This window comes from Actinoplanes rectilineatus (genome assembly GCF_000962825.1).
GTDB classification, from domain to species: Bacteria; Actinomycetota; Actinomycetes; order Mycobacteriales; family Micromonosporaceae; genus Actinoplanes; species Actinoplanes rectilineatus.
In genome coordinates this window covers 196,094-220,898 of record NZ_JZKF01000001.1, presented here as the reverse complement: position 1 = coordinate 220,898, position 24,805 = coordinate 196,094, and the positions used below count along the sequence as shown (strand labels likewise).

At 71.0% G+C, this 24,805-nt stretch carries 24 protein-coding genes; 11 read left to right on the top strand and 13 right to left on the bottom strand.

Annotated features, from left to right (window positions below; all coding sequences use genetic code 11):
• The first annotated feature begins 68 nt into the window (after window positions 1-68).
• Window positions 69-707, top strand: a complete 639-nt coding sequence (locus WH85_RS00865) for a GNAT family N-acetyltransferase (protein ID WP_052720045.1) — start codon at window positions 69-71, stop codon at window positions 705-707.
• Window positions 708-761: 54 nt separating this feature from the next.
• Window positions 762-1,718: a TIGR03885 family FMN-dependent LLM class oxidoreductase gene (locus tag WH85_RS00860; RefSeq protein WP_045739640.1), complete on the top strand. Its 957-nt coding sequence runs from the start codon at window positions 762-764 to the stop codon at window positions 1,716-1,718.
• Window positions 1,719-1,780: 62 nt separating this feature from the next.
• Here WH85_RS00860 and WH85_RS00855 read toward each other — a convergent pair whose 3' ends face one another.
• Window positions 1,781-2,902, bottom strand: a complete 1,122-nt coding sequence (locus WH85_RS00855; RefSeq protein WP_045739639.1) for a 5-methyltetrahydropteroyltriglutamate--homocysteine S-methyltransferase — start codon at window positions 2,900-2,902, stop codon at window positions 1,781-1,783.
• 127 nt (window positions 2,903-3,029) lie between these two features.
• On the opposite strand from WH85_RS00855, the gene WH85_RS00850 reads away from it, so the two are divergent.
• Both WH85_RS00850 and WH85_RS00845 read left to right on the top strand, forming a co-directional pair.
• Window positions 3,030-3,728 (top strand): PilZ domain-containing protein, encoded by a 699-nt coding sequence (locus WH85_RS00850; protein ID WP_083448683.1) that lies wholly within the window; start codon window positions 3,030-3,032, stop codon window positions 3,726-3,728.
• A 121-nt stretch (window positions 3,729-3,849) separates the two neighbouring features.
• The gene (locus WH85_RS00845) at window positions 3,850-4,128 is read left to right on the top strand and encodes a hypothetical protein (protein WP_045739638.1); all 279 of its coding nucleotides are present in this window, start codon (window positions 3,850-3,852) and stop codon (window positions 4,126-4,128) included.
• Between the two features lie 151 nt (window positions 4,129-4,279).
• Here WH85_RS00845 and WH85_RS00840 read toward each other — a convergent pair whose 3' ends face one another.
• From WH85_RS00840 to WH85_RS00790, 11 genes are read right to left on the bottom strand one after another with little or no spacing between them, the layout of a single operon-like run.
• Window positions 4,280-5,077 (bottom strand): NADPH-dependent oxidoreductase, encoded by a 798-nt coding sequence (locus WH85_RS00840; RefSeq protein WP_045739637.1) that lies wholly within the window; start codon window positions 5,075-5,077, stop codon window positions 4,280-4,282.
• Window positions 5,077-6,102 (bottom strand): LLM class flavin-dependent oxidoreductase, encoded by a 1,026-nt coding sequence (locus tag WH85_RS00835; protein WP_045739636.1) that lies wholly within the window; start codon window positions 6,100-6,102, stop codon window positions 5,077-5,079. The genes WH85_RS00840 and WH85_RS00835 overlap by 1 nt, the downstream gene beginning before the upstream one ends.
• A 1-nt stretch (window position 6,103) precedes the next feature.
• Window positions 6,104-7,087: an aldo/keto reductase gene (locus WH85_RS00830; RefSeq protein WP_045739635.1), complete on the bottom strand. Its 984-nt coding sequence runs from the start codon at window positions 7,085-7,087 to the stop codon at window positions 6,104-6,106.
• Window positions 7,088-8,107 carry an aldo/keto reductase gene (locus WH85_RS00825; RefSeq protein WP_045739634.1) on the bottom strand — a complete coding sequence of 340 codons (1,020 nt, stop codon included), beginning with the start codon at window positions 8,105-8,107 and terminating at the stop codon, window positions 7,088-7,090.
• Between the two features lie 11 nt (window positions 8,108-8,118).
• A complete protein-coding gene (locus WH85_RS00820; RefSeq protein WP_045739633.1) occupies window positions 8,119-9,297 on the bottom strand; it encodes an acyl-CoA dehydrogenase family protein in 1,179 nt (392 codons plus the stop codon).
• The gene (locus WH85_RS00815) at window positions 9,294-10,148 is read right to left on the bottom strand and encodes an LLM class flavin-dependent oxidoreductase (protein ID WP_045739632.1); all 855 of its coding nucleotides are present in this window, start codon (window positions 10,146-10,148) and stop codon (window positions 9,294-9,296) included. Before WH85_RS00815 ends, WH85_RS00820 begins: the two co-directional genes overlap by 4 nt.
• Window positions 10,145-11,347, bottom strand: a complete 1,203-nt coding sequence (locus WH85_RS00810; RefSeq protein ID WP_045739631.1) for an LLM class flavin-dependent oxidoreductase — start codon at window positions 11,345-11,347, stop codon at window positions 10,145-10,147. Before WH85_RS00810 ends, WH85_RS00815 begins: the two co-directional genes overlap by 4 nt.
• A 9-nt stretch (window positions 11,348-11,356) precedes the next feature.
• A complete protein-coding gene (nikE, locus tag WH85_RS00805) occupies window positions 11,357-12,871 on the bottom strand; it encodes a nickel ABC transporter ATP-binding protein NikE (RefSeq protein ID WP_045739630.1) in 1,515 nt (504 codons plus the stop codon).
• Window positions 12,868-13,656, bottom strand: coding sequence for an ABC transporter permease (locus WH85_RS00800; RefSeq protein WP_045739629.1), 789 nt, complete (start codon window positions 13,654-13,656; stop codon window positions 12,868-12,870). Before WH85_RS00800 ends, nikE begins: the two co-directional genes overlap by 4 nt.
• Entirely contained in the window at window positions 13,653-14,615 is a 963-nt protein-coding gene (locus WH85_RS00795; RefSeq protein WP_045739628.1) for an ABC transporter permease, read from the bottom strand. The genes WH85_RS00800 and WH85_RS00795 overlap by 4 nt, the downstream gene beginning before the upstream one ends.
• Entirely contained in the window at window positions 14,612-16,348 is a 1,737-nt protein-coding gene (locus tag WH85_RS00790; RefSeq protein WP_052720044.1) for an ABC transporter substrate-binding protein, read from the bottom strand. The genes WH85_RS00795 and WH85_RS00790 overlap by 4 nt, the downstream gene beginning before the upstream one ends.
• A 92-nt stretch (window positions 16,349-16,440) precedes the next feature.
• Here WH85_RS00790 and WH85_RS00785 point away from each other — a divergent pair, with 92 nt between their 5' ends.
• Window positions 16,441-17,487 (top strand): LLM class flavin-dependent oxidoreductase, encoded by a 1,047-nt coding sequence (locus WH85_RS00785; protein WP_045739627.1) that lies wholly within the window; start codon window positions 16,441-16,443, stop codon window positions 17,485-17,487.
• A 71-nt stretch (window positions 17,488-17,558) separates the two neighbouring features.
• The gene (locus tag WH85_RS00780) at window positions 17,559-18,656 is read left to right on the top strand and encodes a cation diffusion facilitator family transporter (RefSeq protein WP_083448682.1); all 1,098 of its coding nucleotides are present in this window, start codon (window positions 17,559-17,561) and stop codon (window positions 18,654-18,656) included.
• A gap of 792 nt (window positions 18,657-19,448) precedes the next feature.
• Here the strand turns inward: WH85_RS00780 and WH85_RS00775 are convergent.
• The gene (locus tag WH85_RS00775) at window positions 19,449-20,102 is read right to left on the bottom strand and encodes a GntR family transcriptional regulator (RefSeq protein ID WP_045739626.1); all 654 of its coding nucleotides are present in this window, start codon (window positions 20,100-20,102) and stop codon (window positions 19,449-19,451) included.
• Window positions 20,103-20,186: 84 nt separating this feature from the next.
• Here WH85_RS00775 and WH85_RS00770 point away from each other — a divergent pair, with 84 nt between their 5' ends.
• Genes WH85_RS00770 through WH85_RS00750 form a run of 5 tightly spaced genes read left to right on the top strand, consistent with a single transcriptional unit; the run spans window position 20,187 to window position 24,781 of the window.
• Window positions 20,187-21,164, top strand: a complete 978-nt coding sequence (locus tag WH85_RS00770) for an aldo/keto reductase (RefSeq protein ID WP_245673761.1) — start codon at window positions 20,187-20,189, stop codon at window positions 21,162-21,164.
• Entirely contained in the window at window positions 21,161-21,964 is an 804-nt protein-coding gene (locus WH85_RS00765; protein ID WP_045739624.1) for an amidohydrolase family protein, read from the top strand. Before WH85_RS00770 ends, WH85_RS00765 begins: the two co-directional genes overlap by 4 nt.
• The gene (locus WH85_RS00760; protein ID WP_045739623.1) at window positions 21,961-22,785 is read left to right on the top strand and encodes a fumarylacetoacetate hydrolase family protein; all 825 of its coding nucleotides are present in this window, start codon (window positions 21,961-21,963) and stop codon (window positions 22,783-22,785) included. Before WH85_RS00765 ends, WH85_RS00760 begins: the two co-directional genes overlap by 4 nt.
• Window positions 22,782-24,053 (top strand): enolase C-terminal domain-like protein, encoded by a 1,272-nt coding sequence (locus WH85_RS00755; protein WP_045739622.1) that lies wholly within the window; start codon window positions 22,782-22,784, stop codon window positions 24,051-24,053. The genes WH85_RS00760 and WH85_RS00755 overlap by 4 nt, the downstream gene beginning before the upstream one ends.
• A complete protein-coding gene (locus WH85_RS00750; protein ID WP_045739621.1) occupies window positions 24,044-24,781 on the top strand; it encodes an SDR family NAD(P)-dependent oxidoreductase in 738 nt (245 codons plus the stop codon). The genes WH85_RS00755 and WH85_RS00750 overlap by 10 nt, the downstream gene beginning before the upstream one ends.
• Window positions 24,782-24,805 lie beyond the last annotated feature (24 nt).

Sequence of the window (24,805 nt, the reverse complement as noted above, 5' to 3'; positions counted from 1 at the left end):
GTAGAAGTCAACTCACCACCCACCTCCAGCGACGCGCCTCACCCTTGACGATGGTGGAAGATCACTCCATGGCCATGGATGAGTTCGTCATGTCGTGGGTACGAGGCTGGGCCGTGTCCCGGGAGGTCCCCGAGCCCGAGGAGGTCACGGGCGGTCTTCGTGCGCGGGTGGGACTCCCCGGCCACCGGATCCGGTACGTGCTCCGGTCCGGCGAGACCGCGACGGCGGCCCACCTCGGCAGAACCGCCGCCGAGCCGGGCACCTGGATCAAGATCGCCGACACTGACGAGGCGTTACGGGCCGCCCTGCCGGACGTGTGGCAGATGACCGAGACCTGCTATCTGATGAGCACCAGCCTCACCGCGAAGGCCGCCGAGCCGCCGGCGCCCTACACCCTGCGGACCGCCCTGCACGGCCCGGTCATGATCGCCACCGTGCACGACCATGCCGGTGACCTCGCGGCAACCGCCCGATACGGCCCCACCGGCGACATCGCGGTGATCGACAAGGTGGTGACCGAACCCCGGCACCGCCGCCGGGGACTCGGCCGCGTCGTCATGGGCGCGCTCGCCACCCATGCGCTCGACCACGGCATCACCACCGGAGTACTGGTCGCCACCGATGAGGGCCGCAGTCTCTACCGCACCCTCGGCTGGTCCGACCACGGACCGATCGCGGCCGCCCACGTCCCGGAGGATCCCGCCTGAGTCTCCGCGGACGGTGCGGTGACAGGAAGCGCCGGAGTGGGTACCAGATAGGACATGACCGAGTACGGCATCCACGCCTCGCACGAACAGATCCCGCCCGGCGACCTCCTCAAGGCGGTGATCGCCGCCGAACGCGCCGGTTTCGACGCCGCCATGTGCTCCGACCACTTCTCGCCGTGGAGCGAACGCCAGGGCGAGTCGGGTTTCGCCTGGTCCTGGCTCGGCGCCGCGCTGCAGGCCACCAACCTGTCGTTCGGGGTGGTGAACGCTCCGGGCCAGCGGTACCACCCGGCGATCATCGCGCAGGCGATCGGCACGCTCAGCTCGATGTATCCGGGACGGTTCTGGGCCGCCCTGGGCACGGGCGAGTTCAGCAACGAGCACATCACCGGCGACCCGTGGCCGCGTAAGGACGTCCGCAGCGCCCGCCTGCGCGAATGCGTCGACGTGATCCGGGAACTGCTCGACGGCCACGAGGTGTCGCGCGACGGCCTGGTCACCGTGGACCGGGCCCGGGTGTGGACCCGGCCGGACACCCCGCCGCCGCTCATCGGCGCCGCGGTCAGCCCGGCCACCGCCCGCTGGTGCGCCGAGTGGGCGGACGGCCTGGTCACGGTCAACGCCCCGGAGGACCGGCTGCGCGAGATGATCGCGGCATACCGGGACGCCGGCGGCCGCGGGCCGGTCTGCCTGCAGGTCCACCTGAGCTGGGCGCCGACCCAGGCAGAGGCCGAGGAGATCGCGCTGGACCAGTGGCGCAGCAACATCTTCCCGCCGCCGGTCTGCTGGGACACCGCCACCGCCGAGGAGTTCGACGTGGTGTCCGAGCGGGTCGGCATCGATCAGATCGGTGAGGTCGTGAACATCTCCGCCGACCTCGAACGGCACATCGAGCTGCTTCGCGGGTACGCCGACCTCGGCTTCGAGCGGATCTATCTGCACCATGTCGGTCAGGACCTCGGCCCGTTCATCGAGACCTTCGGCGCCAAGGTCCTGCCCCGGCTGCGCTGAGCCGGCAGCCCCAGCCTGCCTCGGGTCGCGACCAGCAGGAAGGCCGCGACCCGGGAGAGGGATCAGCCCCACACCTCTGCGGCTGTTTCGACGATCAGGCGCAACTTGGCCATCTGCTCCTGGTAGGTCAGTTCGTTGCCCTCCACCGTCGAGGAGAAGCCGCACTGCGGTGACAGGCAGATCTGCTCCAACGGGACGTAGCGCGCCGCCTCGTCGATGCGCCTCTTCAGGTCGTCCTTCGACTCCAGCGTGCCGCGTTTGGTCGTCACCAGGCCCAGCACCACCATTTTGCCCTTGGGCACGAACCGCAGGGGCGCGAAGTCTCCCGATCTGGCGTCGTCGTACTCCAGGAAGAAGCCGTCCACCTCCAGCGAGCCGAACAGGGCCTCCGCCACGAAGTCGTAGCCGCCCTCGGCTGCCCACGAGGAGCGGAAGTTGCCCCGGCACATGTGGGTCGTCACCTTCAGGTCGGCCGGGCGGTCCGCTATCGCCGCGTTGATCTGCCGGATGTAGCGCAGGTGCTGGTGGTCGGCGTCGTCGCCGCGCGCCGACAGCAGGCTGCGCTGGGCGGGATCGTTCAGGTACGCCAGACTCGTGTCGTCCAGCTGCAGGTAGCGGCAGCCCAGGGCCGCGACCCGCCGCACCTGCTCGGCGTAGGCGGCCGACAGATCCTCCCAGAACGCTTCCTGCTCCGGGTAGACCGCCGGATCGATCGCCGCCCGGCCACCGCGGTAGTGGACCATGCTCGGCGACGGGATGGTCAGTTTCGCCGTCACGTCCGGGTCGACGATCGACGACAGGTAGCGGTAGTCGTCGCCGAAGATGGTCTCGGTGAGGCGTACCGGGCCGTCGACGGCGAGCGCCGCCGATTCGAAGTCCAGCTCTCCGGAGGCGTTCCGGAAGTGCACTTTGATCTTCTCGTCGGTGGGGCGGATCCCGCCGAGGCGGTAGATGAAGTCCATGTGCCAGGAGGTTCGCCGGAATTCGCCGTCGGTGGCGGACTGCAGGCCGACGTCACGCTGCATGCGTACGATCTCGGCCACCGCCTCGTCCTCGACGGCCCGCAGCTCCACCGCGGTGATCTCCCCCAGTGCGCGGCTGCGCCGGGCCTCCAGCAGGCGGGCGGGGCGCAGCAGACTTCCGACATGATCCGCCCGGAACGGCGGCGTTGCGCGTTTCGTCACGACGGGGCTCCCTCCGATGACGATCTGAGAACGACGACCCAGCCAGACTCGGACCTCATGTCGGCCCGCCGCGCGCCGAACAGACGAGGGAGCGAGAACTCATGGATCCGGCATAAGGGGATAAATCATGGCGAAGGGGCGCGCCGGCACGGTAGGCATCTCCAGGGCCAAGCTGAAAACAGCCCTCGCCGAACTCCCGGACATCGGCGCCGACATCTTCCTGGAGATCGGCGAGGGGGTGAACTTCCGCTCCCGCCTCGAGGCGGCCGGCACCGAATCGTTCACCGTCTCCGCCCCGGTGGAGGGCCAGGCTGCCGGGATCGAACCCGGCGGCGAGTTCGACATCTTCTGGATACCCGAGGTGACGCCGACGACCCGCGTGGTGCTGTCCTGCCGGCTGGTCGAGATATCCGGCGAGGCCCCCTACCAGTGGACGCTGGCACCGACCGCCACCCCGGAGGTCCGCAACCGGCGGCAGTACTCACGCGGCGGCGCGGTCACCACCGTCCGGGTGCACACCGCCACCGGCAACGACCCGGTCGACGCGCGGCTGCTCGACATCAGCGAGGGCGGCATGCGCTGCTGGGTCACCGAGCCCCTGGGCATCAAGGCCGGCGACCGGATGCGCGCGGTCCTCTGGCTCGGCACCAGCGAGGCCGACCTCGGCGGCACGGTCCATGCGGTCCGCGACTCGCCCGACGGGCCCGGTCAGCATGTGGTCGTCGTCTTCGACACCCGCGACGAACTGGCGCACCTGATCCGCCAATACGTCGTCGCCTGGGAGATCGGCGAACGCCGCCGGAAGCAGCGAGAGGCCAAACAGTAACACACAGTGACCCGAGAATCGGTCACTCAGGGAGATCGATGCAGGATCTGGCACGTTCACAGTGAACGGTTGAACCGTCCGGAGCGTACTGTCTGTCATCGGCTAGTCAGGAGGAACCACGATGACAGTCCTCGCTCTGGACCGCCGGCAGGCCCGGCACCACACCGGCGCGATCCTGCGCGGTCACGGTCGCTTCGCCCGCCAGTTCGAGATGGACGGACACGTGCTGACGCTGGGTGTCGACCCAGGCGTCCGCGGCGGCCTCTACTACCTTCCCGCCACCCCACGCTGGGACGACGGCACGCCGGTCCCGCACGACATCGTCGCCACCCTCCAGCCGATCATCGAAGAGGTCGAGCGTTTCTGGGGCACCTGGCCGGAGTTCCGCGCCGTCCTCTGAGCACCCCGCCGGGGGAGATCCAGGATCTCCCCCGCACTCTTCCTTTTCTTGTACGCGTAAAGACCCTTCCCACCACCCCACACCTCCCGCAATCGCCAGTTCCCGGCGAGCACCCCACCATGGCCGGGAGTTCGCTGAAGGCCGGCCGGGATCAGCGGCTGGGCAGGCCGAGGCGTTCCAGGGCCGCCCGCAGCACGTGTCGGCCGGCCATCGACGACGGCCCTCGGAGGCGGGACAGGACGCGCTCGCTCCAGCCGCCGGCCAGACCGAACCTGCTGTTGTAGGCCGCCAGCCGCTCGTCGTACACCTCGATGTGCGCGTCCGCGGCCGCAGCGTCGTACACCTCGTGGTGCAGGACCGCCGCCTGGGGCAGGCGAGGTTTCACCCCGGCCCGCTCGGACGGGTCGGGTTCACCGACCGCCAGGCCGAACGCCGCCACCGCATGCGACGGCAGGCCCAGTTCCGCGGCCACCTTCTCCGGATGGTTGCGGATCGCGCCCACGAAGACCGTGCCCAGTCCCAGCGACTCGGCCGCCACCACCGCGTTCTGGGCGGCCAGGGCCGTGTCGACGAACCCGATGATCGTCGACTCCAGGTAGTCGGCGGCGTCGAGCGCGACGCCCGCCCGCAGGGCCAGCCGGCGGGCCCGGCCCAGGTCGGCGACCCACACCAGGAACAGGGGCGCCCGGGCGACGAAGTCCTGCTCACCGGCGAGGGCGGCGAGGCGCTTCTTGCGGTCCGGGTCACGGACCGCCACCACGCTCCACGGCTGCAGGTTCGACGAGGTGGGCGCGGACTGGGCGGCGGCGATCAGCGCGGCCAGTTCGTCGTCACCGACCGGGCGGGGGCCGAACGCCCGGACCGACCGGTGGGCGAGTTGGACGGCGAGGACGTCGTTGGTCACGCCGAGGGTCGCGGCGGGGTCGCCGTAGCGGGCGGTTACGGACATCAGGCGGCCGCCTCCTCAGGAGGGCTCGAAGGTGAAGCCCATGATCCGCCGAAGGTCAGCAGGGGTGCCAGGTCCCGTGCCGTGGATGTGAGCAACCTCCGGTGTTCGGCCAGGTCCGGAACTCCGGGCACGAAGCTGACCAGCAGATCCGTGACATGTCGCAGGGCCGGGTCGGCGTTCAGCGCGGCGGCGATCCCGGCGGCCGGCCCGAGCAGCGCGTGATCCTTCGCCAGGTATTCCGGCACCGGCAGTCCGGCGGCGGACGCCTGCCAGCTCTGCCATCGGCGTACTCCCGGCGTGACCGCCTCCAGAGCCGCTGACCGCGAGGGGTGCGGGTAGACGGCCCGGGACACCTGGATACGCGGCGGGGTGCCGGCGGGCAACGCAGCCAGATAGGCGGAGATCCACGACGCCTGGTCCGCGAACGGCGAGCTGGACCGCCACGAGGTGGCCCGGGACAGCTGCAGGCCGTCGCCGGCGCGGGCGGCCGCGATCGCCGCCGCGTGTGCCAGCCGGGGGTCGCTCGTGGTCGCCTGCCAGAGGCGGTCCCGCACGCCGGCGCCCGGCGGGTGCAGCACCTCACCGAGGCTGTTCAGGGCTTTCCCCTCGAGGATCTCGTGCAGCCGGGCCACCGAGGCATCCCACAGCCGGTGCCGGTCGGCGAGGTCCTTCCCGAACGCCTCCCACGCTCCCGGGAACGGCCCCGACCCGACGCCGAGTTCGAGCCGGCCGCCGCTGAGTGCGTCGAGCGTCGTCGCCTGTTCCGCCACCACCAGCGGATCCTCCAGCGGCAGCACGAGCACGCCGGTGCCGAGCCGGATCCGGGACGTGTGCTGGGCGATCGCGGCGAGCAGCACCAGCGGGGCGGAGACGTGCTCCTTCCCCTGCCGGAAGTGCCGCTGGATCACCCAGCCGGAGTCGTAGCCCAGCTCCTCGGCCAGCTGGAACAGCTCGATCGCGTGCCGGTAGGACTCGGCCGGCGACAGGTCCCGGTCGAGGTGCAGCAAGAATCCCAGCCGGGGCACGTCAGATCCTCAGCCCGGTGCCGTGCACACCGTGCTCGTCGATGACCGCCAGATCCGTTTCGGACAGCGGGTCGAAGTCGAGGGCCTGGACGTTGTGGTCGAGCTGGGCGACCGAGCTGGCCCCGATCAGCGCCGACGTCACCTGCGGGCGGTGCAGGACCCACTGCAGCGCGAGCTGGGCGAGGGACTGGCCGCGGCGCGTGGCCAGCTCGTTCAGGGCGCGGGCCCGTCGACGGTACGTGTCGTCGATGACCTCCGGTTTCAGGAAGTCACTGGCGGTCGCGCGCGCTCCGGCCGGGATGCCGTCGAGGTACTTGTCGGTGAGCAGTCCCTGGGCCAGCGGCGAGTACACCACCAGGCCGAAGCCCTCCTCGTCGGCGGCGTCGAGGAGTCCGCTGGTCTCCGGCGTCCGGTCGAAGATCGAGTACCGGGGCTGGTGGACCAGCAGCGGCACCCCCGCCTCGCGCAGCAGTTTCGCCACCTCCCGGGCCCGGGTCGCCGGGTAGTTGGAGACGCCGACGTAGAGCGCCTTGCCGCTGGTGACCGCGCCGGCCAGGGCGCTGACCGTCTCCTCCAGCGGGGTGCTCGGGTCGGCCCGATGGTGGTAGAACACGTCCACGTAGTCCACCGACAGGTCGCGCAGGCTCTGGTCGAGCGAGCCGAGCAGCGACTTGCGGGACCCGCCCTGCTGGTACGGGCTGGTCCCGATCGGGTTGCCGGCCTTGGTCGACAGGACGATCTCGTCGCGGTGACGGGCGAGGTCGCGGCGCAGCACCTTGCCGAAGACCTGCTGGGCGGCCCGGTGCGGCGGCCCGTACCGGTCGGCGTTGTCGAAGTGCACGATGCCCAGGTCGAAGGCGCGCAGCAGGATGGCCCGCTGGGTGTCGTACGCGTGGTCGGTGCCGAACTTCTGCCACAGCCCGAACGAGAACACCGGCAGGTCGAGCCCGGAACGTCCGGAGCGGCGGAACGGAATCGTGGTCATCTAAGCGGTCCTCCTGAGAGAAGAGGCTTGCAGGGACGGCGTGTCCACGCCGGTGTCGCGTTCGAGGAAGTGCGTGCCCGGGTCGACGATCGCGTCGATCCGGTCCAGGACGGCGGCGTCGAGGACGACCTGCGACGCCTTGACGTAGGCGTCCAGATGCTCGGCCGTCCGCGGCCCGATGATCACGCTGCTGACCGCCGGGTGGTTCAGCGCGAACGCCACCGCCAGCTCGATCAGGCTGAGACCGTTCTCCTCGGCCAGCGCGGCGAGCGCGTCCGCGGCGGCGAGTTTGCGCTGGTTGTGGTCGGCGCCGATGTCGAACCGGCCGGGGATCAGGTCGGCGCGGGCCGATTCCGGCTGTGCGGCGCCGAGGCGGTACTTCCCGGACAGCCAGCCGGCGGCGAGGGGCCCGTAGCCGAGGACGCCGACGCCGTACTTCCGGACGACCGGGAAGACCTCACGTTCGGCGGAGCGGACCAGCAATGAGTAGGGCAGCTGCTGGGTGTGCGGCGCGATCAGTCCGTGTTGCGAGGCGAGGAAGTGGGCCTCGACCTGTTGATGCGCCGGGAACACCGAGGTGCCGTAGTAGAGGATCTTCCCGGACCGGACCAGCCCGTCCAAGGTCCGCAGCGTCTCCAGCAGATCCGTGTCCGGGTCCGGCCGGTGTGCCTGGTAGAGGTCGATATGGTCGGTGCCGAGGCGGCGCAGCGAACCCTCCACCGCCCGGGTGATCCAGCGCCGCGAGTTCCCGGCGTGCCGTGGGTCGTCACCGATCCTCCCGTGGAACTTCGTCGCCAGGAAGACGTCGTCGCGGCGGCCCTGCAGGGCGCGGCCGACGATCCGTTCCGACTCGCCCTGCTCGTACACGTCGGCGGTGTCGATAGCGGTGATCCCCGCGTCCAGAGCCGCGTGGATGATCCCGATGCTGGTGTCCTCGTCCTGGTGGCGACCGAAATTCATCGCGCCGAGGGTGAGCGGGGAGATCAGTACCCCGGTGCGTCCCAATACCCGTGCGGTCACAAGAAGCCCTTTCAGAAGAGGCCGGTGGTGGGCGGTTCCTGCCCGGTCAGCAGGTGGGCGCCGGCGACCGACGCCTTCCACTGCCGCGGGTTGTGGTTGGCGGCGGTGCGGGCGTTGCGCCAGTGCCGGTCGAAACCGAGTTCCCGGTCGGTGATCGATCCGCCGGCCACGTCGAACAGCAGCTCGGCGGCGCGCAGGGCACTCTCGATGGCGATCACGCCGGTCTGCGCGACGGTCACCGACGCTGCGGCCCCCGCGGCCCGCGCTTCGTCACCGTGCTTGTCGCGTACGCGATGAAGCTCCTCGGCAGCGAGAAGGACCACCGACCGGGCCGCATGGCTGCGCGCCGAGATCTCCCCCACCGTCTGCCGCACGTAGGGGTCGTCGACGCTCTTCTCCGCCGAACTGTGCTTGATCGGGCGGGCCCGTTCCCGGGTGAACCGGACCGCGTCGTCGAGCGCCGCCGCGGCGATCCCGGCCTGCACCGCCGCCAGGTAGAGCTGCGCGAACGACCCGAGCCACGGGTTCTCCACGATCGAGTCGTCGCGGTACACGATCTCGTCGTCGGACACCCGGACGTTCCACAGCCGGGTGGTTCCGCTGGCGGTGAGCCGCTGGCCGACCGCGTCGAAGTCGTCGAGGCGCTGGACGCCCTCCCGGTCGACCGGGACCGTGAAGCCGTAGAGCTTGCCGTCCTCGGTCTTCGCCGATCCGCTGAACCAGGAGGCGTAGAGCCCACCGGTCGAGTAGTACTTCTCGCCGTCGATCACCCAGCCACCGGCCTCGCCGTCGCGGCGCAGCGTGGTGTGCACCGTGCCGCTGGCGCCGCCGCTGCGTTCGTTGCCGCTTCCGGCGAACAGGTCGCCGGCCCGCAGCCGGGCCAGGGTGACGTCCCGGTGCGGCAGGTCCGGCCGGGTGGCCACCTGGTTGGCGGTGAGGAAGCTGGATCGCAGCGCCTGGGCGACGCTGGAGTCGGCCCGGGCGATCGCGATGATCAGCTCGGCGATGTCGCGGACCGTGCCGCCCGCGCCGCCGTCGGCCGTCGCGATGCCGGTCAGCGTGATCCGCCGGCCGGCGAGTTCCCGGACGTCGTCGAAGGCGTAGTCGCGTTTCTGCTCGCGGGAGGCCGCGCTGTCCTGGAGGCGGGCCAGGATCGGGGCGATCGCGGCGCGGATGCCGGCCGGGGTCATGCCGCCACCGTCTGGTACGCGCCGCGCAGGGTGTCCGCGGGTGGCCGTGGTTCCAGGGCCGCGATCGCCGCCAGTATCTCGTCGGCGCCGCCGGTCACCGCCAGCTCGAAGCCGTCGAGCGGCCCGCGCCACGCCGGGTCCGGAATCTCGGTGACCCGGCCGATCAGCGTGATGTCGTCGCGGGCACGGCCGGCCGTGCGCAGCGCCGCGTCCGCTTCCGCGGCGTGCGCAAGGTCGACCACCACCACGTCGGCGACCGCGGCGACCGTCGCCAGGTCGAGCACGCCCAGATCGGCGACGAGGACCGGGCGGCCCTGCACCGACGACGGGCCGTCCAGCGGGCCGGCGACCCGGTAGTGGGCGCCCTCGTGGCCGATCGGCCGGATCAGCGCGTCGTCGACGAGCACCCCGGCGTCGCGGTCGCCGATCAGGGCCTCGCGGGGGAACGACTCCCAGAGACGGGTGAGGATGTGGGCGTACTCGCCCCAGCGGCGTACCGGGTCGGTCAGGCCGGGTTCGGGGGCGGTCAGCTCGCTCACCGCGTCCCCGCGTCCCGGGCGCAGCACCACCCCGGCCCGGCCGCCGGTGGCCCGGTCCAGCGACAGGATCCGGCGTGCCGCGTTGAACGGCGCGTTCCCGGTGGTCGGCAACTCCGGCAGGTAACCGATGCCGCCGTGGATCCCGGCGAGGTATGCCGCGACGACCGTCGGGTCGAGCGCGGCGCCGGTGTCGGTCAGTCGCAGGGCCACGACCCCTGCCGCTTCGGCGGCTGCGGCGATCCGGACCGCGTCGGCCGGCGACACCAGTCCCGCTCCCCCGACGGACAGAGCGATCTGCACGGGCACACTCATGACGGCACCTCCTGGTTGGCGGGCAGCCCGAGATGCGAGCGCAGGGTGGCGCCCTCGTACTCGGTGCGGAACAGGCCGCGGCGCTGCAGTTCGGGGATCACGTGGTCGGCGAAGTCGTCGAAGCCCGACGGCAGCACGTCCGGCATCACGTTGAAGCCGTCGGCGGCGCCGGCCCGGTGCCAGGTCTCGATGTCGTCGGCGATCTGCTCCGGGGTGCCGGCCACGATCCGGTGACCGCCGCCGCCGGAGAGCCGTTTGAGCAGCTGCCCGAGCGTGGGCCGGTCCCGGTCGATGATCGACTTGACCACCCGGTAGAAGGTCTGCGAGCCGCCCGCCTCGTCCGGGTCGACGAGCAGTTCGTCCGGGATCGGCTCGTCGTCGGAGAGGCCGTCGAGGGAGATGCCCAACTGGCCGGCGAGGCGCCGGCGGGCGTACGCATCCGGAAGGAGCTCGTCGAGGAGCTCGCGCCGGGCCCGCGCCTCGGCCTCGGTGGAACCCACCACGGTGGACAGGCCCGGCAGGACCACGATCTCCTCGGGCCGGCGGCCGAACGCCGCGGCCCCGTCCCGGATCTCGGCCCGGAACCGGCGGGCGTGTTCCAGGTCCTGGTCGGCGGAGAAGATCACCTCGCCGACCTGGCTGGCCAGCCGCCGTCCGTCGGTGGAGCCGCCGGCCTGCACGACCACCGGCCGGCCCTGCGGGGAGGCCAGCTCGCGCCGGGATTTCCAGGCGTCCACCACCTGCCCGGTGACGACCGCGGCCCGCTGGTAGCGGAACGCGTGCTCCGGCTCGCTGGTCCGGCCGAAGTTGCGGGCTGCGGCCGGGCCGGCCGTGGTGACCACGTTCCACCCGAACCGGCCGCCGCTGACGAAGTCCAGGTCACCGGTGCGCCGGGCCAGTTCGGCCGGATCGTTGTACGACGACGACAGCGTCCCGATCAGCCCGATCCGTTCGGTCTGCGCCGCGATCCGCGCGAGGACCGTGGTCGGTTCCAGGTTCTGTCCCGGCCGGTGCCGGATGCCCGGGTCCAGGACCGGACCGTCGGCGAGGAACACCGCGTCCAGTCTGGCCTGCTCCGCCTTGCGGGCGATCGCGGTGTAATGCTCGACGGTGAAGCTGCCGGCCGGGTCGGTGCCGGGGAACCGCCAGGACCCGCCGAAGACTCCGGCGTTGAGGATGTTGACGTTGATGTGCAGCACGGTCGCTCCTTAAAGCTTCACGCCGGGGATCGCGTCCAGCAGGTGGCGGGTGTAGTCGTGTTCCGGGTCGCGCAGCACGCAGGCTGCGGGGCCGTTCTCGACCACCGCGCCGTCCTTCATCACCGTCACGTCGTCGGCGACCAGCCGGACCACGCCCAGGTCGTGGGTGACGAAGACGTAGCTGAGGCCCCGCTCGTCCTGCAGGCGGGTGAGCAGTTTCAGGATCTGGTCCTGCACCGACACGTCCAGGGCGCTGACCGCCTCGTCGAGCACCAGGATCTTCGGCCGCAGCGCCAGGGCGCGGGCGATGGCGACCCGCTGCCGCTGGCCGCCGGAGAGCTGGGCCGGGAGCCGGTCCAGGAAGCTCTCGTCCAGTGACACCGCCGCCAGCAGCTCGGTCACCCGGTCACCGGCCGGCAGCTGGTATGCCCGCAGCGGTTCGGCGATCAGCCTGCGGACCGTGAACCGTGGGTCCAGGGAGGTGAACGGGTTCTGGAAGACGTACTGCAGATCCCGGCGCACCTCGCGCAGCTGCTTGCGGTTCAGTCCGGTCAGCTCCCGGTCACCGACGTGCACCGTCCCGGCGCCGGGCTTCGCGAAACCGGCCAGGATGCCCGCCAGCGTCGACTTGCCCGCGCCGGACTCGCCGACCACGGCGTGCGTGGTGCCCTCGCGGACTGCCAGGTCGACGCCGTCCAGCGCCCGCAGCGTGCCGTACTCCTTGGTCAGACCGGTCGCCCGCAGCACCACCCGGCCGCCCGCAGGCCGGGGTTCCCGGGCGGGTTGCCGGGCCGGGTTCGCCGCGAACAGCCGCCGGGTGTACTCGTGGTCCTCGTCGACGATCCGGCCCTTGTTCATCACCAGGATCCGGTCCGACCGGTCCTGCGCCACCCCCAGGTCGTGGGTGACCAGCAGGATCCCGATGCCGAGCGTCTCCCGCAGGCTGACCAGGTGGTCCAGGATCCGCTTCTGCACGGTCACGTCCAGGGCGCTGGTCGGCTCGTCCGCGACGATGATCTTCGGTTGGCCGGCCAGCGCGATCGCGATCAGCGCGCGCTGTTTCATGCCGCCGCTCAGCTCGTGCGGATAGCTGCGGAACACCCGTTCGACATCCTCGAGACCCGCGAGGCGCAGGCTCTCCAGGGCCGCCTCCCGCTTCTTCTCGGGTACGGCCTCCTGCACCTGTGCCCCGACTCGGCGTACCGGGTTGAGGGAGGTGTTCGGGTCCTGGGGCACGAACCCCACGTAGGTGCCGCGGACCAGCGCCATCCGCCGGTCGTTGAATCCGGTCACGTCCACGCCGGAATAGGCGACCGTGCCGGAGCGGATCCGGGCCGCGACCGGGAGCAGTCCGAGCGCGCCCTGGATCAGGGTGGTCTTGCCGGAACCGGACTCGCCGACCAGCGAGACGAACTCGCCCGGATCGACGTGCAGGCTCACCCCGTCGACGGCCGGTGTCCAGGTGCGACGGCCGGTGCGGTAGTCGACGGCCAGGTCGGTGATCTCCAGCAGGGACTCGGTCACCGGTTCTCCCTTCGCAACGACGTGCTGATCCGGTGGGTGGCGATCACCACGGTCGCCAGGGCCAGGCCGGGCAGGATCGACGCCCACGGGTGCACGGCCACGTAGTCGCGGCCCTCGGCGACCAGCAGCCCCCACTCCGGCTGCGGAGGGGGAGCCCCGTAGCCGAGGAAGCCGAGCGACGCGACCGCCAGCACCCCGGCGCCCACCTCCAGGGCGGCGAGGGCGACCACGGAACTCAGCGAGTTGGGGACCACGTGCCGGGCCAGCACGCCGAGACGGCTGACGCCCAGGCCGTACGCGGCCCGCACGTAGTCCTGGTGGACCACGGTCAGCACCTGGGACCGCATCACCCGGGCGAACGAGGCGATCGACGAGACCCCGACCGCGAGGGCGATGTTGTTCGTCGAGTAGCCCAGGACCGAGACCAGCACCATGGCCAGCAGCAGGCTGGGGATGGCCAGGAACACGTCGACCACCCGCATGATCGCGGTGTCCACGACGCCGCCGGCGAACCCGGCGATCAGCCCGACTCCGGCACCCGCGCCGAACGCGATCAGCACCGCGAGCAGGGTGGCGGTCAGGGTGGTGCGGGCGCCGTAGACGCTGCGGGCGTACAGGTCGCGGCCCAGCCGGTCGGTGCCGAACCAGTGGTCGGCGCTGGGCGGGGCGAAGCTGGCCGTGGCGTCCCCGGCGAACGGGCTGTACGACGTGAACAGGTGCGGCGCGACCGCCCAGCCGACGGCCAGCAGCACCACGGCCCAGGACAGCACCCGGCCGGCCCTCACGGCGCGACGCCCGCGGTCAGCGACGCCCGCAGCCGCGGGTCGAGCAGCGGGTAGATCAGGTCGACGATCAGGTTGATCACGGCGAAGGTGGCCGCGACCAGCACCACGATCCCGGCGACCAGCGGCACGTCCAGGGTGTTGATCGCGGTCTGGGTCATCCGGCCCAGCCCTCTGCGGGCGAAGACCGTCTCGGTGATGACCGAACCGGCGATCAGGTTGCCGAAGGTGACACCGGCGATGGTCAGCGCGGGCAGGCTGGCGTTGCGCAGCACGTCGCGGACGATGATGCCGCCGCGGGTGCCGCCCTTCGCCCAGCCGGTGGTGACGTATCCGGCGGCGAACTCGGTGGTGAAGCTGCGCACCAGCAGTTGCGCGATCGGCCCGGCCACCGGGATCGCCAGGGTGATCAGCGGCAGCACCAGGCTGCGCCAGCCCTGGTCGCCGAACGCCGGGAACCAGCCCAGCTGGAACGAGAACACCTGCAGGACCAGGATCCCGGAGAGGAACACCGGCACCGAGACCGCACCGGAGGGCAGCGACTCCAGCAGGTCACGCAGCCAGGTCCGCCGGGTGGCGGTGGCGGCCAGTGCGATCCCGAACGCGATCAGAGTGGCCAGGACCAGGGCCGCCGACGCCAGCACCAGGGTGCTGGGCAGCACCTCGAGAATCGCGCCGGTGACCGGTTTGCCGGACTGGACCGAGCTGCCGAAGTCGCCGGTCAGGGCGTGCCCGAGCCGGTTCAGGTACTGCAGGATCACCGGCTCGTTGAAGCCGTAGTTCGCGGCGACCTGCTCCTTGACCTCCGGCGGGATCGCGTTCAGTTCGGCGGGGTCGAAGAGCAGGTCCACCGGGTCGGCCGGGAGGACGAACAGCAGGACGAACGTGACGGTGAACGCGGCCCAGACCACGAACAAGGCCCGGCCCACCTTGAGCGCTGTGTACCGCGCGACCCCGGTCATCGTCCGGCGCTCTTCCCGGCGTCGCTCTTCCAGGCGTCCACGAAGTGGTTGCGGGACTGGGCGTCGAAGACGATCCCGTGCACGTAGTCGGCGTGCGCGATCACCTGCGACGGGTTGTAGATCGGGCTGACCAGGGCGTACTTGTCCAGCAGCAGGTCCTGGGCGGTCTTGGCGTACGCGGCCCGCTGCACCGGGTCGAGCGTGGTCTCCAGCTTGCCGAGCGCGTCGGTCACCTCGGCCACGTCGACGCCGGTCGAGACGCCCTGTTCCAGGAACGAGCCGTTGCCGAGCGCCGGGCTGTAGCTGAGGTTCAGGACCGCCGGGTCGTTGCGGGACCGGTTCGCGGCGGTGATGTTCCAGTCCGTCTTCGCCTTGGCCACCTGCGCCGCATAGTCCGGGATCGGCACCACGGTCAACTGCAGGTCGATGCCGATCTTCTGCAGGTCCTGCTGCACCGACTCGTACGCCGGCTTGTTGACCACCAGGTTGCTGATGCCGAGCAGCTTCACCTCGAGCCGCTTGCCGTCCTTGACCCGGATCCCGTCCGTTCCCGGAACCCAGCCGGCCTGGTCCAGCAGCGCCTTCGCCTGATCGGGGTCGTACCTGAGCACCGAGCCGCTGTAGTCCGCGTACCCCTGCACCGACGTGTTCAGGACCGAGGTGGCGATCGAGTACGAGTCGGTCAGCACCGTCTTCGCCACCGCCGACCGGTCCCAGCCGAGCTGGATCGCCTTGCGGACGGCGAGGTCGTTGGTCGGGAACAGCTGCGAGTTGAGGTTGAAGAAGATCGAGGTGCCGGAGACGCTCCGCGAGACGATCGCGAAGCCCTGGTCCTTGAGCGGCTGCTCGTCGGTGGTGCCGACGTCCAGGGTGGCGTCGACGGCGCCGGACGTGAGTGACCCGGTCCGGACGCTGGCCTCCGGGATCGTGTTGAAGACGACCCTGTCGAGGTACGCCTCACCGCTGTGCCGCAGTGACGGCGGCGACCAGTGATAGCCCTGCCGCCGGACCAGAACCGTCTTGACCTGCTCCTCCCACGACTCGTAGACGAACGGCCCGGTCCCGATCACCTTCGTCGGGTCGGTGCGCTGCTCGGCGCTGAGCTTGAGCGTGTTCAGCGACAGGAAGCCGGGCTGCGCGTTCGCGGTGAACGCCGACGCCTGCAGGAAACTGGCCAGGGGCTTCTCGAAGCGGACCACCGCGGTGTACGCGTCCGGTGTCTGCGTCTCGATGTACCCCGGCAGCAGCGTCGCGCCGTTCGGGTTGATGCCGAGCGTCTGGTCGCCGTGCACGTACTGGTCGAAGTTGGCCTTGACCGCCGCCGCGTCGAACGGTGTCCCGTCGCTGAACGTGACGTCCTGGCGGAGCTTGAAGGTGAATGCGGTCAGGTCGGTGTTGTAGGACCACGACTCGGCCAGCCACGGCGTGATCTCGCCGGTGTCCGGGTCCTGCCAGGTCAGCTTGTCGGTGATGTTGTTGCCGATCAGCGATTCGGCGTAGTTGGTGCCCCACTGCGGGTCGGGGCTGCGCTGGTAGTCGATCAGCGCGAACTGCAGTGTTCCGCCGCGGACCGGCTCGCCGGACGCGGCCGACGCCGAGTCCTCGCCGCCGCGGGTGACGGCCAGCCCGATGCCCGCGGCGAGCAGGACGCCGAGCACCGCGGCGCCGGATATCCAGGGCCACTTGCGGCGGCCTGACTCGGCTCTCTCGATGGATTCACGAAGGTCGGACATCAGCTTCTCCCGATCGCCTGGTAGAGGGTTAGAATATAAACCCTATAGGCACAGTAGGATTAGAATGTGACCTGCGACATAGGAGACGCCGAATGAAGCCACTGTGGTACATCCCCAACCAGGCGCAGCCCGGCCACCGCGGTGACGACGTCGTCGACGGGCACAACAGCCTCGACACCCTCACCGAACAGGCCCTCGCCCTGGAGGAACACGGCTGGGGCGGCGCCCTGCTCGGCACCGGATGGGGACGCCCCGACACGTTCACCGTGGCCACCGCCCTGACCGCGCGCACCACGACCTTCCAGCCGCTGATCGCGGTCCGCCCCGGGTACTGGCGGCCTGCCAACTTCGCCTCCGCCGCCGCCACCCTGCACCACCTCAGCGGCGGGCGCGTCCTCGTCAACATCGTGTCCGGAAAGGACGACCTGGCCGCGTACGGCGACAGCGAAGGTGACCAGGCCGCCCGCTACGGCCGCACCCGGGAGTTCCTCCAGATCGTGCGCAAGCTGTGGCGCGAAGAGAACGTCACCTACCAGGGCGAGCACTTCCAGGTGACCGGCTCGACCGTCGTGCCCCGCCTCGCGGCTCCACCGCGCCTCTACTTCGGCGGCGCCTCCCCCGCCGCCGAGGAGGTGGCCGCCACCGAGGCCGACGTGCAGCTCTTCTGGGGCGAACCCTACGACGACATCGCCGAACGCATCGACCGGCTGCGCACCCTCAGCACGCGGCTGGGCCGGGAACACGCGCCACTGGAGTTCGGCCTGCGGATCACCACCGTCGTCCGGGACACCACCGAACAGGCGTGGGCCGCCGCCGAGGAACGGGTCGCCCTGATGGCCGAGGGCCAGGGCCGATTCGCCCGCGACCCGAACCGCTTCACCGCCGTCGGCCAGCAACGGCTCCTCGACCTGGCGGCCCGCGGCGACGTCCTCGACGACAACCTCTACACCGCGCCCGGCAAGGTCGGCGGGGGCGGCGCCGGCACCACGTGGCTGGTCGGCTCGGCCGAGGACGTCGCATCGTCCCTGCGCAAGTACCAGGCGCTCGGCATCAGCCACCTGGTCCTCTCCGACACCCCGTACCTGCCTGAGATCCAACGCCAGGGTCGAGACCTACTGCCCCTCCTACGCTCTTTCTGATTGTACGTTTCTGCAGCTCATTGGCGTTTGCCACGTTGTCGCACGTCTAGTCCGTCGCCTATGGTGGCCGAGTGAACGACTCTTCGCACGGGCATGATCACGGCGACGGACTCGGACATCGCCTACGACACCTCGTCACGCCACACTCCCACGACAGCGCCGACAAGGTCGACACCGCCCTGGAAGCCTCCGACGAGGGCATGCGCGCCCTGTGGATCTCACTGGCCGTCCTCGGCGTGACCGCTGCCGCCCAGGCCCTGATCGTGGCGCTCTCCGGGTCGGTGGCCCTGCTCGGCGACACCGTGCACAACGTCGCCGACGCCCTGACCGCCGTCCCGCTCGGCGTCGCCTTCTGGCTGGGCCGCCGCGCCGCCACCCGCGCCTACACCTACGGATTCGGCCGCGCCGAGGACCTGGCCGGCGTCGTCATCGTCCTGGTGATCGCCGCGTCCGCCCTGGCCTCCGCCTGGTTCGCCGTCGACCGCCTGCTCAACCCGCAGACCATGACCCACCTGCCGTGGGTCTTCGCCGCCGGCCTCATCGGTTTCGCCGGCAACGAACTGGTCGCCCGCTATCGCATCCGGGTCGGCCGCCGCATCGGCTCCGCCGCCCTGGTCGCCGACGGCCTGCACGCCCGCACCGACGGCTTCACCTCGCTGGCCGTCGTGCTGGCCGCCGCCGGCGCCTGGCTCGGCTGGACCTGGGCCGACCCGGTGATCGGCCTCCTGATCACGGCGGCGATCACCCTCGTCCTGAAGGACGCCGCCCGCGAGGTCCACCACCGCCTGATGGACCGGGTCGACCCCGCCCTGGTCGACCGGGCCGAGGCGGCCCTGCGTGCGGTGCCCGGCATCCGCGACGTGGCCGACCTGCGCCTACGCTGGATCGGCCACCGCCTGCACGCCGAGGCCGGCATCGTCGTCGACGCCGACCTGTCGCTGCTGGCCGCCCACGCGCTGGCCGCCGAGGCCGAACACCGCCTGACCCACGACATCCCGCGGCTGCTCTCCGCCACCGTCCACGTCGACCCCAGCACCCACCCGGGCCCCACCCACCACGCCGCCCTGGCCCACACCGACCCCGCCCACACCAGCCCCGCCCCGGCCGGACATCACGCCCACCACCATGCGGACAGCACCCCGACCGGGCACCATGCCCACACCCACTGACCGGGCTGCACCACGTCGGAACCGCCGTTCCACAACCAGATGTCCGCCACGCCGAGGCGTCTCGCGACGAGCGTCGGCCCGGGATCAGCGCGGGTGGCGATCGCCTTCTCGAGGGACCTCCCGTCCGCCCGCATCCCGTCGTCGTTGAACCGGTTGGGCGCCCGGTGCCCGAGTCCGCAAACCGATCCAGCGTCTTCAGGGCTCCTCGGCGACACCGAGCAACCGCTGACAGCGGCCTGCAGTCGCCGGCCGTGGGCCACAGCTGCCTGATCAAGCGAAATACCGTGCACGGCGGTCCGGTTCACTCCGTTTGATCTTGGCAGCGGTCACAGGGACTCCGAGTGGCTGAACTGCGCCGACGTCCGAAGCGCCCGGAAGAGACAGATCCCCTGGCCAGAATCATGATCGACTCAAGTTGAGTGGCATTACCGAGCCACCGGCCGTCGCCTGTGGTCGTTTTCGGCGCGCAGGTGGACCGTGAACGACGGCTGTGCCGGCCAAGCCGTCAATCACGGCTGCCCGGGAGGCCGAAATCAGCCGTCAGCGACGGCTCAGGGTCACCCAGCCGCCGTCCAGGGTCGTTTTCGGCACGCGGACGGACCGTGAGTGACGGCCCGACGTCACTCAGCCGTCGTCCACGGCTCCGCCAGCAACGGGGAACGACCACGGGCGACGGCTGAGGCGATCGGGCCGTCGGCTATGGCTGCGACGGTTGGCAGCCGACGAGCCGCGCTGAACGAGCATCGAGCCAGCACGGGCGGGTGGGGGATGTCGGCAAGCCGGGACGGGGCTTTACGCGTACCCGTCGAAGGCTCTCAAATGCCGGCGGCGGGCCTCGGTGAGGTGGTGGCGCATGGTTGCCTCGGCGGCGTCGGGGTCGGCGGCGGCGATGGCGGCGGCCAGGGCGCGGTGCTCGGACGTGGTGGTGCCGGTCTCGGTGTAGGGAAAATACAACCGGTGGATGTGCAGGTGGGCGTGCAGGCGGGTGACCGATTCGCGGAGCAGCGGGTTCGCGGCGGCCTCGGCTATCGCGTCGTGGAAGCGGGCGTCCATGGTCGTGAACAGGGTGTGTGACGTGGTGTCGACCGGGACCGGGAGGGCGGCCTCGGTGACGAGCGCCGCGCGGGTCTCGGCGGAGGAGCGGGTGGCGGCCCAGCGGGCGGCGGCGCACTCCAGCACCAGGCGCATGTCGAACATGTCGGTGAATTCGTCGCGGGTGAGCAGCGGGCTGACCGTGTAACCGGCCAGGGGGCGTTTGCGGACCAGACCCTCGGACTCCAGGCGGGCCAGGGCCTCGCGGACCGGGGTCGGGGAGACGTCGAGTGAGCGGGCGAGGGCGTCGATGTTGAGGCGTTCCTCGGGGGCGAGACGGTGCTCGAGGATCAGGGATTTGAGCGACTCGTGGACGTCGTCGCTGAGGACGGAGCGGCGGATCGGCCCCGACATGCCACCACCCCCGGGTTGACGGAGACATCGACAGACGCTAAACAGTTTCGTAGATCCTATAGGATCTACGAAAGGATGCCGCTCGTGGACCCGTTCGCAAGAGTGCCGCTGGGCAGCACCGATGTCACGGTGACCCGGCTCGGCATGGGCCTGGCCCCGATCGGCGGGCTCTACGCGGCCGTCGGCGACGTCGAGGCGGTCACCGCGATCGACGAGGCCTGGCGGCAGGGGGTGCGGCTGTTCGACACCGCACCGCTCTACGGCGCGGGGCTGTCCGAGCGGCGGGCCGGGGCCGCACTGCGCGGGCGGGACCGCGGCGACTACACGCTGGCCACCAAGGTCGGGCGGCGGCTGGTCGCCGGGTCCCACGACCCGTCCGGGATGTGGGCCGAGCCGACCCGCACGGTCACCGCCTGGGACTTCTCCGCCGAGGGCGTCCGTGCCTCGCACGCCGAGAGCCTGGAGCGCCTGGGCCTGGACCGGGTCGACGTGCTGCACCTGCACGACCCGGACGAGCACTACGCCGAGGTGGTCGCCGGCGCGCTTCCGGCGCTGGCCGCGATGCGCCGCGAGGGCACGATCGGCGCGGTCTCCGCCGGGATGAACCAGTCGGCGATGCTGACCGAGTTCGCACGGACCGGGCAGTTCGACTGTTTCCTGCTGGCCGGGCGCTATTCGCTGCTGGACCAGTCCGGGCTGGCCGACCTGCTGCCGGAGTGCGAGCGGCGGGGCATCTCGGTGATCGTCGGCGGGGTCTACAACTCCGGGGTGCTGGCGGCGCCGGTGCCGGGGGCGACGTTCGACTACCGGCCGGCGTCGTCGCGGGTGCTCGCCCGGGCGCAGGCGATGGCCCGGATCTGCTCGCGGCACGGGGTGCCGTTGCGGGCGGCGGCACTGCAGTTCCCGCTCGCGCATCCGGCGGTGGCGTCGGTGCTGATCGGGATGCGGTCCCCGGCCGAGGCGGCGGACGCGGCGGCGATGGCGGCGGTGGAGATCCCGGACAAGCTCTGGCGGGATCTCGTCGGGGCGTGGCTGCTCGACCCGGAGGTTCCGGTGCCGTGATCGTCGACGCGCATCAGCATTTCTGGACGGCGGACTACGCGTGGCTGGCCGATCCGTCGTTGGAGCCCATTCGCCGCGACTACGGGGTGGACGATCTGCTCCCCCATCTGGCGGCCTCCGGGGTGGACGCTTCGATCCTGGTCGAGGGTGGGCGGTGCGAGTCGGCGGAGACGGCTTGGTTCCTGTCGTTGGCGGCCGCGACTCCGGCGATTGCGGGAGTGGTCGGGTGGGCGTCACTATCGGATTTATCCGATATATCAGCATTGCCGGACAGTGAATGGCTCGTCGGCATCCGCGATCAGGTCCAGGCCGGGCCCGACGACCTCCTGGATCACCTGCATCCCGGACTCGCCACCGTCGCCGCCGCCGGACTGGTCAACGAACTGGTCGTGCGGACACCCCAACTGCCCTCGGTGGCACGCGCCGCCGCCGCACTCACCGACGCGCGCTTCGTCCTCGATCACCTGGGCAAACCACCGATCGCCGACCCGGACGGTCTCGCCGTCTGGCGGTCGATGATCGCCCCGATCGCTGAGTGCCCGAACGTGACCGCCAAGCTGTCCGGCCTGGTCACCGAGGCCGGACCGGACTGGACCGCCGACGCGCTGCGCCCCTGGGTCCAGACCGCGCTGGAGTTGTTCGGGCCGGACCGGCTGATGTTCGGCTCCGACTGGCCGGTGTGCGAACTGGTCGCCACGTACGAGCAGGTCATCGACGCCCTGACCGAGATTCTCGGCGGCCGCCCCGCGGCGGTCTTCGGGGACACCGCCACCCGGGTCTACGGATTGGAGCCCCTGTGAGATATCTGCGCGTCGGACCGCCCGGCGAGGAACGCCCGGTGCTGTACGCCGACGGGGTACTGCGCGACCTGTCGGCCGTCACCCCCGACATCGACGCCGCCTTCCTCGCCGGGGGCGGCTTCCACGGCGACCCGGACAGTCTGCCTCCGGCCGGGGTGGACGGCAGCCGGATCGGCCCGCCGATCGCCCGGCCGGGCGCGGTGCTCTGCATCGGGCAGAACTACGCGGCACACGCGGCCGAGTCGGGGGCCACGCCGCCCAAGGAGCCGATCCTCTTCTACAAGGCGCCGAACACGATCGTCGGGCCGGAGGACGACATCGTGCTGCCGCGCGACGCGGTGCGTACCGACTGGGAAGTGGAACTGGGTGTGGTGATCGGGAAGCGGACCCGGTACCTGTCCTCGCCGGAGGAGGCCCTGGACCACGTCGCCGGGTACGTGATCTCCAACGATGTGTCCGAACGGGACTTCCAGCTGGAGCGGTCCGGCGGACAGTGGTCCAAGGGCAAGTCGTGCGAGACGTTCAACCCGCTCGGGCCGTGGCTGGTCAGCCCGGACGAGGTCACGTTCCCGCTGCGCCTGCGGTCGTGGGTCGACGGCTCGCCCCGGCAGGACTCCACGACCGCCGACATGATCTTCGACGTGGGTTTCCTGATCTGGCATCTGTCCCAGTTCACCGTTCTCGACCCCGGAGATCTGATCAACACGGGTACGCCGGAAGGCGTCGCGTTGTCCGGACGGTTCCCCTATCTGAAGGCGGGGGACGTCGTGGAGTTGGAGATCGACGGGCTCGGCCGGCAGCGCAGCGTGGTGGCGGGATGAGGATCCGCACCCATGACGTCCGGTTCCCCACCTCGCGGGAGCTGGACGGGTCGGACGCGATGAACCCGGATCCGGACTACTCGGCGGCCTACGTGGTGGTCGAGGACGATGACGGGGTTGAGGGGCACGGGTTCACGTTCACCATCGGGCGGGGGAACGAGGTGGTCCGGGCCGCCCTGGACGCGCTGGCTCCGATGGTCGTGAACGCGGATCTGTCAGACCTGGGCGACTTCTATCGGCGGCTCGTGCACGATTCCCAGATCCGCTGGCTCGGGCCGGAGAAGGGCGTCATGCACCTGGCGGCGGCCGCCCTGGTCAACGCCGCCTGGGACCTGTCCGCACGACGCGCCGGACTGCCGCTTTGGGAGCATTTATCGGAAATGTCGCCCGATCAACTTGTCGACTTGGTTGATTGGCGTTACCTGTCCGACGCGCTGACTCCGGACGAGGCTCGCGACCTCCTCACCGCCGCCGCCTCCGGCCGCAGAGAACGGATCCGACGAATCCGAGAGGTCGGGTACCCGGCCTACACCACGTCCGCCGGCTGGCTCGGCTACGACGACGAGAAGGTCACCCGGCTCGCACGGCAGGCCGTCGACGACGGATTCCGGCAGATCAAACTGAAGGTCGGCGCCGACCTCGACGACGACATCCGCCGTTTCGCCCGGGCCCGCGAAGCCGTCGGCCCCGGCATCCGGATCGCCGTCGACGCCAACCAGCGCTGGGACGTCGGGCAGGCCGTCGACTGGATGACCGCGCTCGCCCCGTACGACCCGTGGTGGATCGAGGAACCGACCAGCCCCGACGACATCCTCGGCCACGCCGCCATCCGCCGCGCCCTCCAGCCGGCCGGCATCCGGGTCGCGACCGGCGAACACGTCGCCAACCGGGTCGTCTTCAAACAACTGCTGCAGGCCGACGCCGTCGACTTCGTCCAACTCGACGCCTGCCGGGTGGCCGGCGTCAACGAGAACATCGCGATCCTGCTGCTGGCCGCCAAGTTCGGCAAGCCGGTCTGCCCGCACGCCGGCGGCGTCGGACTCTGCGAGGCGGTCCAGCACCTGTCCTTCTTCGACTACGTCGCCGTCTCCGGAAGCCTCCAGGACCGGGTCATCGAGTACGTCGACCACCTGCACGACCATTTCGTCGACCCGGTCGTCGTCGAGGGCGGTGTCTACCGCGCGCCCACCCGGCCCGGTTTCTCCACCGAGATGCGCCCGGAGTCCCTGAAGCGGTACGCGTTCCCCGAAGGAGAGGCATGGAGCTGAAAGGCCTGACAGCGGCGATCACCGGCGGCGGCTCGGGCATCGGCGCCGCCACCGCAGCCCGGCTCGCCACCGCCGGCGCCGAGGTCGGCATCCTCGACCTGGACCCGGGCCACTCCCCCGGTTTCGCCATCCGGGCCGACGTCAGCGACGCGTCCTCGCTGAACGCCGCGATGGCCGAGCTGGCCGACCGGTTCGGCGGCATCGACATCCTGATCAACAGTGCCGGGATCAGCGCGGTCGGCCCGGTGGAGGGCAACGACGACGCGGAGTGGACGCGTGTCCTCGACGTGAACGTCACCGGGGTGGCCCGGGCCAGCCGGGCCGCCCTGCCGTACCTGCGGCGCAGCGCGCACCCGGTGATCGTGAACCTGTCGTCGATCGCGGCGACGGCCGGCCTGGTGCAGCGGGCACTGTATTCCGCGTCGAAGGGCGCGGTGCACGCCCTCACCCTGGCGATGGCGGCGGACCTGGTCGGCGACGGGATCCGGGTGTGCTGTGTGGCACCGGGAACCGTCGACACCCCGTGGGTGGCGCGGCTACTGGCACGGACCGACGACCCGGCGGGCGAGAAGGCCCGGCTGGCCGCCCGTCAGCCGACCGGCCGGCTGGTCACCGCCGACGAGGTGGCCGCGGCGATCGTCTATCTGGCGAGCCCGTCGTCCGGGGCCACCACCGGGATGTCACTGGCCGTCGACGGCGGGATGTCCGGGCTGCGCCTGCCCCGATAGAAAGGGCGGTGCCGGACGTCCTCC